Annotated in this window: 10 protein-coding genes; 2 read left to right on the forward strand and 8 right to left on the reverse strand. The window is 47.5% G+C overall.

Annotated elements, in window-relative coordinates:
* Nucleotides 1-46: 46 nt before the first annotated feature.
* From BO18_RS21170 to BO18_RS21185, 4 genes are all read right to left on the reverse strand, one after another.
* Nucleotides 47-511, reverse strand: a complete 465-nt coding sequence (locus BO18_RS21170) for a GNAT family N-acetyltransferase (RefSeq protein ID WP_051689028.1) — start codon at nt 509-511, stop codon at nt 47-49.
* Nucleotides 505-3075, reverse strand: coding sequence for a PEP/pyruvate-binding domain-containing protein (locus tag BO18_RS21175; RefSeq protein ID WP_034449483.1), 2571 nt, complete (start codon nt 3073-3075; stop codon nt 505-507). The genes BO18_RS21170 and BO18_RS21175 overlap by 7 nt, the downstream gene beginning before the upstream one ends.
* Nucleotides 3076-3745: 670 nt before the next feature.
* Nucleotides 3746-6991 (reverse strand): HD domain-containing phosphohydrolase, encoded by a 3246-nt coding sequence (locus BO18_RS21180; protein WP_081861182.1) that lies wholly within the window; start codon nt 6989-6991, stop codon nt 3746-3748.
* A gap of 9 nt (nt 6992-7000) precedes the next feature.
* A complete protein-coding gene (locus BO18_RS21185) occupies nt 7001-8410 on the reverse strand; it encodes a sensor domain-containing diguanylate cyclase (protein WP_034449485.1) in 1410 nt (469 codons plus the stop codon).
* 147 nt (nt 8411-8557) lie between these two features.
* On the opposite strand from BO18_RS21185, the gene BO18_RS21190 reads away from it, so the two are divergent.
* The gene (locus BO18_RS21190) at nt 8558-8965 is read left to right on the forward strand and encodes a hypothetical protein (RefSeq protein WP_034449487.1); all 408 of its coding nucleotides are present in this window, start codon (nt 8558-8560) and stop codon (nt 8963-8965) included.
* 3 nt (nt 8966-8968) lie between these two features.
* On the opposite strand, the gene BO18_RS21195 is transcribed toward BO18_RS21190, so the two are convergent.
* From BO18_RS21195 to BO18_RS21205, 3 genes are all read right to left on the reverse strand, one after another.
* Nucleotides 8969-9772, reverse strand: coding sequence for an NAD(P)-binding domain-containing protein (locus BO18_RS21195; protein WP_034449489.1), 804 nt, complete (start codon nt 9770-9772; stop codon nt 8969-8971).
* A gap of 121 nt (nt 9773-9893) precedes the next feature.
* On the reverse strand, nt 9894-10580 hold the full coding sequence (locus tag BO18_RS21200) for a DUF3800 domain-containing protein (RefSeq protein ID WP_034449491.1): 687 nt from the start codon (nt 10578-10580) through the stop codon (nt 9894-9896).
* 183 nt (nt 10581-10763) lie between these two features.
* Nucleotides 10764-11828, reverse strand: coding sequence for a hypothetical protein (locus BO18_RS21205; protein ID WP_185752541.1), 1065 nt, complete (start codon nt 11826-11828; stop codon nt 10764-10766).
* Between the two features lie 119 nt (nt 11829-11947).
* On the opposite strand from BO18_RS21205, the gene BO18_RS21210 reads away from it, so the two are divergent.
* Nucleotides 11948-12409: a hypothetical protein gene (locus BO18_RS21210; RefSeq protein WP_034449495.1), complete on the forward strand. Its 462-nt coding sequence runs from the start codon at nt 11948-11950 to the stop codon at nt 12407-12409.
* A gap of 96 nt (nt 12410-12505) precedes the next feature.
* On the opposite strand, the gene BO18_RS33290 is transcribed toward BO18_RS21210, so the two are convergent.
* A complete protein-coding gene (locus BO18_RS33290) occupies nt 12506-13879 on the reverse strand; it encodes a hypothetical protein (RefSeq protein WP_051689029.1) in 1374 nt (457 codons plus the stop codon).
* Nucleotides 13880-14082 lie beyond the last annotated feature (203 nt).

The following is a 14082-nucleotide window of genomic DNA, read 5'->3' on the forward strand; positions in this document are numbered from 1 at the left end:
TTCTATTATAACAATAGATGCAGAGAATACGATTATGAGGTTTTCCTTACAGGTCCTTCGCGAAACAGATGGCCCCGTCGAGCCTGTCATAAGGCGGATAGTTGTCTATGAGCTTATAGCCGAGCTTTAAGTACAGGCTGACGGCAGCTTCCATCTGGGGCCTGGTCTGCAGGATAGCTCTCTTGAACCCGATGGTCTTTGCCCTGCCCTCGATCTTTTTCATCATGTCCTCGGCTATGTGCCTGCCCCTGTATTCGGGGTCGACCCAGACGCGCTTGATCTCGACTTCGATGTCCGAATACGGCTTGATGCCGGCGCATGCGACAGGCACACCGTCCACAGACACTATCAGCACTTTGGTGATGCTCTCCGAGATGTTATACGGAACAAAATCCCTTCTGTTCTCAACGCCTCCGACGATACTGCTGTAGAACTCCTCGGTCTTTAAGTAGAACCGTTTGAAATCCCCGTCGTTTCCGTCAGTCCATCTGCAGTCAGTATTCTTCAGCATGTGATCACCAGGTGCTCGTCGGCTATGTCGTTATAGACCTTGCATCCCCTGCCCGAAACGTCGTAGACATGGACGATGTCCTTGAGATCCTGCTCTTCGGTGAATTCACCTGTGAGGTCGGGGCAGCTCTCAAGTTTTTCGGGGTGGAAATGCAGTGTCTTGCTGTTATTGAAGACGGCCGTATAGAGGATCTCGGCTTCGACAAGATCCTGGAAGATGTGGCTTCCGTATGAAAGCTCGGGGTTATATCCGGCTCTCGATTCTTCCGTCTCGCAAATTATCTCGAAAGCACTGATGTCGGCAAAAGAAGTCGGCACGCCAAGCTCAGGGGATGTCGTGCCGACCCTGCCTGGAACAATAAGCATCATGTGCTTACATTGGTCTCTGAAATGCCAGTTGAGCTTGCCGATGAGTCTTGCGACCGCCGGCTTGTCCTTGTACGGCATGTTGTAGTATCTGACCGGATCGACAAAAACGACGATGTCGAGTTCGGAGGCTTTCGAAAGACCCATCGAAGATCCTCTGCTCTCCAGAAGGATCTTTTCTTCCTCAATGCCTTCGGGTATTACCGTACCGGAAGATGTCTTTTGAATCTGCAGCGGGCGGCACTGCAAAAGGTCGACGGAGTAGTCGCCGTTGTCGGAGATGTTTATGGTGAACTCAGTGTCGACGGGATAGTCGTATTCGTCCTGGATGCATCTTAACATCCGCTTCATCTGCTCCATCAGCTGCTTGTTCTCGACAAGCCCTTTGCACGAGATGAACCTGATCTGCCTCGGCCTCCCCATCTCCCTTAAGCGCGACTCGGCCTCGTAATCGTGCTCCAGAAGGACGTTCCCCAGATATACCGGTATGTCTTTCTCAAGCGCCTCGTAAGACAGTTTTTCGAGAGTGTGCGAAGACATGTTAATGACTTCGGCCTTGCCCTGTGAGAACTTGTGCTTGTCGGCTGATGACGAATAGGAAGAGCGCTCCGGTCTGTCGAGGTTTACGATCCTAGGGTACGATCCTTCGGTCCTGTCGACCGCGGAAGTGCCTAATCCCATTACGAGCCTTAGCATTCCCGCCGTGGGGTCCGAATCCTTCATAACCCTGTAAGGGCTGTATGAATAGCCGACGCCCGCTGCGCACGGCATGTAGTACGAGCCGTAATAAGAGCCCGAAACGCGCTGTATCAGGAGGGCCATCTGCTCGTCCCTTTTATCGAGGCCTCTTCTCTTTCTGTAGTCCAGAGCGGAAAGACTCATGGAACTCGCGTAAACGGTCTTTATCGCGTTTTCGAACTCTACAAGGCGCTCTTCCAGAGACCCTCTGTTCACGCAGAAGACCGATTCGTATTTGCCCGCGAAAGCATTGCCGAAGCCGTCTTCCAGGATACTGCTCGACCTTATGATGTAAGGGTCCTGGCCGTAGTATTTGATGATGCGCATGAACTGCTCTCTCATGATCGCCGAGAACTCGCCTTCCATGATCTTGTCGGCGAATTCCTGCGCGAGCGCGAAATAGCCTTCGTCAGTCCTCTGCTTTATCCTAAGGTCCCAGAGTCCGTTGTCGACGATATATGTGTAGTAGAGGTCAGAACCCACATAGAACGAATCGTGGGGCTCTAAGTAATCCGCAATGTCCGGCTCCCTGTTCCTGATTATCGCCCTTGCAAGGAGCATGCCGCAGGACTTGCCTCCGATCATGCCGGTGCCTATCATGTGATCCCTTACCGCGAAATAATCCTCGGGAGTGAAATTCCTCTTGACCATCTCGCGCATCTTCTCATCCCTGGTCATCATGATGTTGCACATCCTCGAGCACTCCTCGGTGATGTCCGCTTCGCTCTCGTGAAGTATCTTCGTGCGGTTGAAGAACCTGTCCCACGAATCCTGGAACTGCTCTTCCGATGACCTCTGTGCAAGTCCCAGCGTCTGATAGAATCTGCTTGACTTTACGCCGTCCAAGATCGGCTGGAACTTCCCCGTGTCAGGCTCATAAGTGTGTGGCAGGAACATCGTGTCCGAATTCCTGTTCCACACCTTCTCCGGCCTTACGTAGATATTCCTGTTATCGGAATAAACATCTATGAAAAGCTGCGTCGTATTGAGTATCTTATTGATCGCGTCAGAAGAATGCCTTCCCCTTATGATCGGGAAGAAAGCTACGGTATCCAATATGAAAAGGAACGGGCACGTTACCTTGAAGAAGTTGCCCATCATAAGGTCCGTCGCCCATGCCGTCTGGAGTTCTGATAAGCAGTCGAAAACATAGAACGCGTCAAAGCCTTCCTTCTCTATCACGTTGTGGATGTCGACCGTGAAAGTCTCGAACCTGTGCGAAAGCGGGATCGTCACCGTCTTTACTTCAGGCCTGTCCTCTATGAGAGGTTCGTGGCTCGCGAACCTGAAGTATATGATGTTTCGCTTATCCTTTATCGCCTGTTCAACGCAAGGCTCCATGAACAGCCTGAACTGACTCAAGTCCGACACACGCCATACGACGTTGTCACCGAGCCTTATGTTATCGAACGCCTTATCCATCTCGGGGATACCGCTCAAGATCCTGTCAAATGCAGCCATGGCAAACCTCCTCGACCTCTTTATACCTTTTCAGTATAAAGGCAGAAGTACCATATACGGCGTACTTTCTCTGTATGAGAACAATACGCTTTGAGAATACAGAGAAGCGCGGCTGAAAACAGTACCCTCAGGACTCTATTTGCTTGTCGCAAAACCTTGTCGGTTCTTGTCGGTTTTTGTAGATTTTCAGATACTTTTTCAGGAATAAATACAAAAACGACAAAAGGAAACAAATCAGACAAAAACCGACAAGAAAATGAGACAAATCTCTAAAGAAAACCGACAGAGAAATAGGGATCTGAAAATGCATTTTATTAGCCTGAATTCACCATAAATTCACGCTTTTGGAATACGTTCTTTATACCGATTCTTCACAGAGCGAAGTATAATTTTTGTTGGGTGTTACCCATGTGACACAGGCGGTTACCTCCATTCCTCTTAAGAGAGAGGAGGTGGTGCGATATGACTCCATATGAAATTCTTATTGTGGTTTTTACTGCAATTGCGATAATCGTAGGATTAATCATTGAGTACATAAAAAAATGACCGCCCTTCACCAAAAGTCGCGGTCATTTAATTGATCAAAAACTGAGGTAACCGTCTAATGGGTAGCACCTCTTTCATAAATGATTATACTACACGTAATGTGTTAAGCAAGTTATAGCCTCATTTATTCTTTGCTTTCGTTCTTATCCGGTTCCTTATTATCTTCTTTACTGACTAACTTATTTTCTTCTGTACTTACTTCTTTAATCTCTTCTTTAACTTCCGCTTTATCAGCTTCTTTATTATCCGCTTCTTTGCTTCCCTCTTTTCTTTCTTCCTTCTCTTTTTCCTTCTGTTCCTTATCGAACCTCTTATGGATGTTGTCGATATCTTCGGTGGTACCGCCTCCGTGGTCTTCGGGATCTCTGAATCCTCCGCGCTCGACTATTCTTAAGAATGCGTCAACGACGTCAGCGGTGAGCTGCGTGCCGGATGCTCCCTGGATTATCGATACGACCTTCTCGAAGTTCATCCTGTTCCTGTAAGGACGGTTGGAATACATAGCGTCGAATGCATCGGCGACACCGATGATCTGTGCAACGCGCGGGATCTCGTCGCCCTTGAGACCGTTAGGATAACCCTTGCCGTCAGGTCTCTCGTGGTGTGCTTCGGCGCCTACGGAAAGCTCGGGCATTATGCTGATGTCCTTCAATACGTTATAGCCGAGGACCGTGTGCGACTTGATCGTCTTGAACTCGTCATCGTCGAGCTTGCCGGGCTTATTCAAAACCTGTGCAGGAACACCTATCTTACCGATGTCGTGGAGGAGTGCGATGTTGTAGTACTTCTCGACGGTCTCTTCGTTGTAGCCCAGCTCACGCGTGAGCATGGCGGTATATTCGGCAACTCTCTTGGAGTGGCCGTTGGTGTAGTTGTCCTTCATATCGATCGTTTTCGCGAAGGCTTCGACGATCTCCCTGATGAGGATCCTGTTTTCTTCCTGTTTCTTTAAGAGCGACTTGGTCTTCTTGCGGACATATAAATATACGGCCAGCGCGATGACAAGGAGCACTCCAAGACCCACGAGGATAAAGAACCAGGCATATTCATAGATGGCCTTCTGCTTTACGATCGTGATCGAATATTCGTTGGTGCCCTGTCCCATTACGTCCGATATGGACATCTTGAAATCATAGGTTCCGCCCTTGAGGTTTGTGAAGTCGACTGGCGAGAGCTCGGTCCTCTTGAGCGTTGTGGGCTCGGTACTGAATCCGACGAGCGTGTATGAGACCATCGGGTTCATGAGAGTGTGCGAGCAGATGTAAGGATAGACCGTGATCTTCTTTACGTCATTGGGGACAGTAATGACACCGTTATCGTCCGGATAGTATTTTACGCCGTCCGCATCGATATAAGGGACCGATACCCTGATGTGCTCGACCGCCTCGAAAGGCTTTTCGATGTTGACCTCGGCTATGCCGGTGGAACCTGCCATATAGAGGACGCCTTCAGGTGTGACGCAGCTGTAGGAGTTGGATGTGGCGATTACGGGAAGGCCGTTGTCTATTCCGTAGAAGACCGGCTCGATAACGCCGTTAGCGATGAGGTCTTCTGCCTTGATTACATAGATACCGTTGCTGCTCAGGACCCACATTTCTTCCTTGGAATTCTCGTAGAGGTCGAAGTTATTCGAGAACGGGAAATTCCTTATCGTGTTTATCTCGTAATCAGACGTCATGTAAGCTATCGAGTTACTCGTGACGATCCAGTACATATTGCGCTTGTTGTCCTTCTTGATCCTCAAGATAACGTCTGACGCCAGGCCGTTTGAAGTGTCAAAGTGACTGATGCCTGAATCGCTTATCACATACATGCCGTCTCCGTCCGTACCGATTATCTTGTCGCCGCTATTGCCTTCGACTGCCGTCAGGAGCTCGGTGTTGTTGATGCCATCTTCGGAACCGTAGACCTTCTCGATCTTGTTGTCCCTTAAGACAGCCAGACCGCCGGTGCAGGCGACCAGGAACGAGCCGTCGGAGCATTCGTATACCGCTCTGACTCTCTTTGAGGGCATCCCTTCGTCAATACCGAAAGTTGTAACGCTGCCGTGATCGTATCTGACGAGACCCAGGTCACTGAATGTGGAGAACCACAGCCTGTCCTTGCTGTCCTTTATTATCGATCTGATCCTGATGTCTCTTAACATCGCTCCCAGATCGAGATAGCCCAGACTGTCGCCCGATGCGGTCATGGAATAGTTGAGCCTTAATGATGCTACCTTTCCCTCTTCGTCAAGTACGGTAAGTCCGCTGTCCGTACCGATGAAGAGCAGACCGTCGAAATAGCATGTGGAGTTGACTACTGCCTCGGGAATGTCGAAGCGCTCGAAAACGTTGGTGAAGTAGTTCGGAACGATCTTCATTACGCCCTGTCTCGAAGATGCGAACCACAGGTTGCCCTGATAGTCTGCAATTACGCTCTCGACGTTGGAGTTCATGGGGATGTTCTCTATTATTTCGATCTCATCGCCGCCTCTCCAGACACCGATACCGTTGTTGGCGCAGATCCAGAGATCGTCTCCCAAACGTCTTATCGAGTTGACGTATGCCAAAGGATTGATGTTGAGGCGCTGCTTTTTGGGGAATCCCTCTTCAAGGCTGCCGTACCAGAGCCAGGAGCCCTTTGTTCCAAGATAGAGGTAGCCGGGATTAGCAGGATCCGTAAACAATGCATGGATGTCGGTTACTCCGAGATCGTCCTCACCATCGTAGAAATTTCCGACCTTGCCGTATGTGAGAGTGAAGATATCACCGTCCATCGTGAGGGCATATGTGATGCCGTCAGGACCTGTCTCGAGCGTCCTGATGTATTGGTCGTTTACACGCGGATCGTCCAACAGTGCCAAAGTGCCGTCCTGATGTACAAGTGCAATGCCCTGTGTGGTGGCGATGTAGATATCGCCGTTCGGATCTTCGGCAAAGTCTCTTACGGATGAAGACGGGAGACCGTCAGCCTTGCCGTACATCGTTACGTTTCCGACCTTGTCCATTACTGCGGCGCCGCTGTCGTTTGTGCCGATCCAAAGCCTGTCTTCCTTATCTACGAAAAGGCTTACGACGCTGGCGATTCCTGTCGTGGAATCGTATCTCTCAAACGTGTTGCCATCGTATCTGATAAGACCGCCGTAGCTTCCGATCCAGATGAATCCGTCAGAGGTCTCGGCTATGGCATTAGCCTCTGATGTGGGAAGACCTGACGTGTTGTCGTAAAGGAAAGCCGTACAGCCATCGAGTTTCGAGTCAGGAGACACGATATGGGTGTCATCTGCCGAGATAAGGATCGGGAAAGATGCCATGAGCAGACACATTGTCATGACAGCTGTAAGAACACTGAACAATGATTTTCCGGTTGTGATCTTCCTATTTTTCATAAGCAAAAATTAAACAGGCTTGTTATGCCATTCGTACTCGGGATGTCTCGAGTAGTACTCTTCCTTGACTTCGTACATCCTGGCGTCTGCCTTCTGCATCGCCTTTCTGATGTCCTCGGCCTCCTCGCTGTGGCACGCGCCGACTGCGTAATGCGCCCTGTTGGGACGCTCGGAATTCTTTCTCAGTATATCTTCCATCTTCAGGAATTCGGCAGGATTGGTCTTCGTCGCTATGATCAGGAACTCGTCTCCGCCGACGCGGTAGACTTCAACGTTCCTTCCCTTTAACTCCTTCAAAGTCGAAGCGACGTCCTTTAAGAGGTTATCGCCTGCCTCGTGACCCCTGGTGTCGTTGATGGTCTTGAGGCCGTTGACGTCGATGAAGAATACGCCGAAGGGCTTTGCGATTACCTTCTTGCCGCTGTCGTCATCGCTGATGCGGTTGTTCATGGCGTTACGGTTATAGACGCCCGTCAGGAGGTCAGTCGAGCTCATTATCTTCATCTTGCGGACGTTCTGGTCGTTAGCGACCTCAGCCGACAGGATGAAGGATGTGAGACCCAGAGTCTCCTTGATCATGAGAGTCTTGTCCACCGGGAAGTTGCCTGCCCAGATATAGCCGATCGTCTTGTTGTCCGATCTCAGAGGATATATTACGATGCTCTTTACGCCTGCAAATCTAAGGGATTCGATCCACTCGGGAGCGATCTTGGAGGCGTTCTCCATATCCTTCTCGTTGGAGATAATGAAGCAGTTGCTCTTATTAATGAGCCTCGGCCATGTCTCAATTACCCTGTAGAAATCTTCGGTAAGGAACTCTTCCAAAGGAACCTGTGACGGATCGTCAGGGTCGTAATCTTCACACAGGAGAGAATATTCTCTCTTCTCGTAGTCCGTAAGAAGGACGCTGCATCTTGCCGAGCCGCACTGCAGACGGATATCCTTAATGACCGACTTCATTGATTCCCTGAAATCGGATGTCTCACGGAGCTTCAAGCAGGTCTTGATAACGTTGGTCGCAGTCTCGGATGATATGTCCGCGAGCTTGTCGATGTCGGCCTTGGGATTCATCTCGTAGGAAAAAAGGAGCATTCCCATGTCGGGATCGCCCGACTCCAGGGGCATCAGGAAAACTTCCATCCATGCGTTGTAGAGTTCGATATCGAAATATGTATGGATCGGCACGTTCGATGTGACGCACGTGTCGCAGAGGTTCTCGAAATTGGCGGTCTTCATAATGTACCTGGTATAAGGGACACCGGTCTTGAAATCGGCAATGTCCTTTACGACGGTACGCTTGTATGCCTCATTGGCATCAACGATAAGGTATCTGTAATCGTCGCCCTTTTCGCCTTTCAGATCGACGGAAATAACGCAAGCCACGCGTTTAAAGCTATCGACGAAATTCTTATAATCCACGGTATTACCCCTAATATAAAAATAATTTAAGAGCATTATACCACCCTGAGCAGAGCGTGCAGGGTATATTTGCATTGTTTACTATTAATTTACTAGGTATTCTTATTCGACTTTGAAATACAGCCCAAATGCGTTACACTTTTTTCCATGAAGAAATATTACAGAGTACATACCGCGGACATCGCGTACCGCACAAAGCAGCCCAGGGGTATCTTTACCACTGTGGGGAAGCTCGTTGACAGCAAGACCCTCACGGAAGAAGAGGAAAAGGAATACTGGAAGAACCGTGAATATTTCGAAGAGGTCCTCCCCGTTCCGCCTTTCTACGAAAAGGACAATCCGGAAGGCGCCATAACCTGGTTCAAGGATACGGAAGAAGGAAACCGCATCTGGAAAGAGATGACCTTCTACCGCGACATGTGCAGCAAGTACGGAGTACAGCTCTATCTTTCCGAGACGGACGATGTGCCGGGCGAGATCATTTACGAGGACAATTTCCAGATCGCCGTAAAAAATCCTTTCACGGACATAGAGGTCACGACTAAGGAACTGTAAAGATCACCCGAACGCTTCGGCCGCCTTTTTTGCAGTCTGCTTTCTCTTCTCAAGCGTCTTATCGAACATCTCATCTGCAGCTTCAGGGAACATCTCATAGATGACTTTCGTTCCCTCTTCTGTTATGCCGCCTTTGGTGGCAACGCGCGTGACAACCTCATCGAAAGTCATGTCATTTCTCAGCATCAGGTCGCCCGTGGCACTCATGGTGTTCAATACCATCTTTACTATCTGTTCGCGCGGTATGTCGGTGTGCTTTTCAGCAGATGTGCATACGACGTCGAATATGGACGCGATAAATCCGGGCATGCAGCTTACGAGCTCGGAACCCATTCCGACCTCATTCTCGGGAAGCTCTATTACTTCACCGATAATGCCCAGCAATGAGCGGAGCGATTCCTTGTCCTGTTCGGTCACCTTGCCGTTATAGCAGACTATGGTCTGTGATCTGTTTATCTCGGCGGTAACGCTGGGTATGACCTTTGCGGTCTTGTGATCGGTTATGTTCCTTATCATGTCGAAGGTGATGCTGCCGTTAAGGGACACGAGGAGCGAATCTTCCTTAAGACAGGGTGCGATCTCGCTCAGCACGCTCTTCAGATCAACAGGGCGAACGCAGACAAAAACGATATCGGCTCGGGAAGCCAGTTCCGTATTACTGCAGGGAACGGCTATCCTGCACTGTTCGAGCTTCTCTGGTGACCTGTTGGCTGCCAGAAGTTCCCCCTCACCGAACTTTCCCGAAGCATAGAACTTCTCAAGGAGCATGTTACCCATGCTGCCCATACCGATTATTCCCACTGTCATAAAAACGTCCTCCCCATTAACTTTTGCAGAAAAGAATAACAGATAATCAACGCGGCAACAAGGCGGATTGAAGTGAACATACAGTTGGTCAAAATGCTACTCGAAAAGGAAGTCATTGTGCTCAAATAAAATCAAAAGATTTTCTTCGAATCGGCTTTATAAACTGCTTATATAACTCTCTCTTCGAATGGAAAATCACTCTTTCAGATTTTGACAATTCTCCATGTTGACATTTAGCATCGAGCAATTCCAGAGTGCATATTAAATCAGCAGCTTGAAATAACTTATAATCCTTGGGAAACACCTTGCGAACTTCATACTCCGAAAGTTCTGTCGCCAGAACCGTATTTAATATACGAGTAAGTTGACGTTGACCATTATCATAGTATAAAACAACGTTATCAAACCCTTGGAAGAATTCCAAATTTTGTCTGAGAAAGCTTGATATTTCCTTAGCTATTTTCGCTTCCAAATGCAGTGTATCACTATACATTTTCTTCTCGAAAACAAAGCTTTTATAAGAAATATCTGCTTTTATCGTAAAGAAAAACAGTTTTGAAAAAACAGCCCTTCGCTCGTTTGGCAATGCATTACAATACATCTCTTCTTTTCTAATAAGCGGCTCTGTATGAATTGCGAAATCATGTTTATACCCGAGATTTCTTATCTCTGAATTAAGTCTCAAAATATCTGAAGATATGTCTTTATCTTGATTATGAAAAACCATAGTAACGATATAATATGGGGAGTGGTTCGAAAACTCCCCAAAGTCACCAGACTCATCAACAAATATACTTAATTTCTTCACGAGAACTCCTAAATAAATATGGCGGACAGTCTGCCCGCCAATCGGTTGGACCTGGGTTAAATAACCAGCCCACAACTAGAATTATATTATCATAACATCCACTATTTCACAACTAAACAGTTGCATACACATATCCACAATAGAGTTATTATCCCACAAATCACTCCTTGTAATACATCAATCTCACATATCAGCGATCGCCTTTTTGCATTCTTCCACAATGAACGCCCTCTCGGTTATGTTCATGTCGCCGTTATTCTCGGTATTCTTCATTATCTCCTTTATGCCGTCGGCATCCCCGTGTACAAAGCAGTCGTTGATGTTGTTTACCTCGGCCATGATGTTATCCCTAATGGTCTTGAACTTATTGTCTTCGAGCTTCATAACCGTCTCGGGTCTTTTCTCGAAATACCTTCTCCACTTATCGACGTTGCTGTCCCTGAAAGTCGTGTCAGCGGCATAGAATCCGAATTCAAAGAGCCTGTCCAAAGACGTCATGGGGTCGTTTGCGGCTTCCCTCTTTATCCTCCTGAGCTTTGACTTAAGGAGCGACGTTCCCTTCATGTAGACGGCGTATTTTTTGAACTTGGAAGGATCGCTGAAGAACAGGTATGTCCATATGCCTTCCAGGATGTATTTCTTTTCGGGATGATCGGAAGCGAACTTCATCGCGAACTTTATGAACTTGACGAACACTTCTCCCCTGTCGGCAAACATATCGCGCTCATTTATCGATATGTAGTACTTTGAACCTTCGCCCGAGAAGAACGAATAAAGAAGATCCCCCATGGCCTTCAACTCATCCAGCGTATAGTGGTCCTTCACGCAGACGATGTCGTCAAGGGACACCTTCTCTATGTCTTCGCCTTCGTATTCTTTTGTGAGCACGGATTTGCCCGAACCGGAATAACCTATGACAAAGCACAGATTTATCTTCCCCTCATCGAAGGCCTTCTTGTTATAGTAGAGATCGGGCTCTGATATCAGCAATGTTTCGTTAATGGGAATGGGCGACTCGAACCTGTAACGGTAGCTCATCTTGATGAACATATCAGGAACTGTGTACCCGAAAAGCCTGACCGAATAGTAATCCGAGAACCTCCTGTCACGCCTCGTGAGCATCAGGTACTTTCTCAGCGTATCGAGGAGCTCCTCACGAGAACCCACATCCTCGCCTATAAGCGCCAGGTCGTTCCTTGAACAGAGCTCGTCAAATCTTATTTCATCATCAGGTACTAAATTATCCATTGCCTTTGCCTCTTCAAGATAATAGTACAATACTATCAAAGTGTGAAGTGAATCCCACTGCAACATTTTCCCTGCCCGCCTTGTATATATGGCAGAAACCAACTTGGAGGAAACACAAAATGAAGAGAATAATATGCATCCTGATGGCAGTTATCACGATAATAGGCATGACTGCATGCGGGAAGTCAAAGGTAGATATAGAAGAGCTCAAGCAGATAAAAGGAACGATGCTCACCATAACGAGCTCGTCCCAGGGCGAGATGACTCAGGAAGAGTATGAAAACTCTAAGTATGAGATATCCGTATCCTACGATGGAGCAGCTTACATCCCCAACCCCGTGAACTCTACAGGAATAATGATAACGGATAAGGATTATCTCAAGATATACAACTTCTGCACTAACAGCGTAAAGACCCATAAGTTCGACAACTATAAAGAAGATGTCTGCGACGGCACATCGTACTCATTCACCTTCTACGACGAGAATGGCGAAGCTCATAAGATCTACTCGGGTTACATCTACAACAACAAAGAACTCTCGGAGATCATAGACACAATAACAGCATACTCAGTCGATTAACAAAGCTCCCATTAGATGATGTCCTTATAAGCGGAAATGCCGCCCGGGCAAAAGAAAACCCGGACGGCATTTTTGTTTCAGTTTATATATCGGTTCTTACTGCATTACGCCGTCTTTACCGATCTTGTATCCGTCAATGGTCGTGTTGGTTGCCATCTTGCCGGAATTGTAGAAGTAATACCACTTACCCCCGATCTTCTTCCAACCTGTTACCATAGATCCGGAGGACTCGAAATAGAACCAGCTTCCGCCGATCTGTTTCCAGCTCTTTGCCATGGAACCGTCAGAATTAAAGTAATACCAGACCTTACCGATCTCCTTCCATCCCTTGGCCATAGCACCTGAGGATTCGAAGTAATACCAGACTCCGCCGATCTGCTTCCAACCCTTTACCATGGAGCCGGAGGACTCAAAATAGTACCATGCCTTGTCGATCTGCTTCCAACCGGTAACCATCTCACCTGTTGCTGATTCGAAATAGTACCACTTGCCGCTGATCTGCTGCCAGCCCTTCTGCATAGCACCGGACTTGTTGAAGTAATACCACTTGCCGCCGAGACTCTGCCAACCGGTCTGCATAACGCCCTTGTTGTCGAAATAGTACCAGGTAGCGTCGATCTCCTGCCATCCTGTTAACATCTTTCCATTCTTGTCATAGTAGTACCATTTGCCGCCGGAACTCTGCCAGCCTGTCAGGAACTCAGAAATGGTGAAATGATAAACGCCCAGATCGGAATCTCTAACGAAATAATAAGTTCCTCTCTCGAGAGTAAATACATTATCCGTTTTTTCCCAATCGAGCATATACCAACGTGTTAACTGTTTTCCGTCACTGTTATAGAGATAGAAATAACCGACACCTTCAGGTGTAGAGATCATGATCTTCATATCGTGAGACAAAGTAAATTTATACCAGTCGATCTCATCATTCTTTGCAAGGAAACCTGTATACGTCTTACCCAATTCGATTGGGGACGCATCCTTCATCTTGTTGTTTGTGCCTGAGCCGTTCTCGATGAAACTCTCGTTTGAACTGGTATAGCTGATGGTGAAGTTATAGTCACCTGTCGAATCGTCATAAACACGCTGACAAACACGGAAATAATAGACTCCTGCATTGAGGTATCTTTCCATAGTCGTATTACTTGCCTCAGACATACTATCCCAGTAGTGGGATTCGTTAATGACATTTTTTAATTCTCCATTGTCTTCATAAGACATGTAATATTGAACATACATCATTTCAGCATGAGCCTTAACCGTAACAAAACCGGAGTTAGGCAGTGTAACTTTATACCAGTCTGCCGTATTCGAACTGGTGATAGAACCGCTGACTTTCTGATCGAACTTGATGGCGGTGGCAGTCTTCTGGTCATTACCGGCAGCCATTACGCAAACAGGCAGCGCTACCGTCATTGTCACGACAGATAACAGCGTTACCAGCGCCTTTTTGAACACTTTTCCCTTCATAAAACGAATGCACTTCCTTTCAATGCAAAAATCTAAGGCCAAAACAACAGGCAGGCATCAAGCCTCACCTTAACCCGTATCGAATATAGTCAAATGCGTTTTGAAGATTGGTTTGGTCTAAAGTGATGATAGCCCATCACTCCTGACATTTCTACGGTGAAAACGAAAATTTTTAAAATTATTTTTACATATTTACCAAGTTG

It is taken from the genome of Butyrivibrio sp. AE2032 (assembly GCF_000702965.1).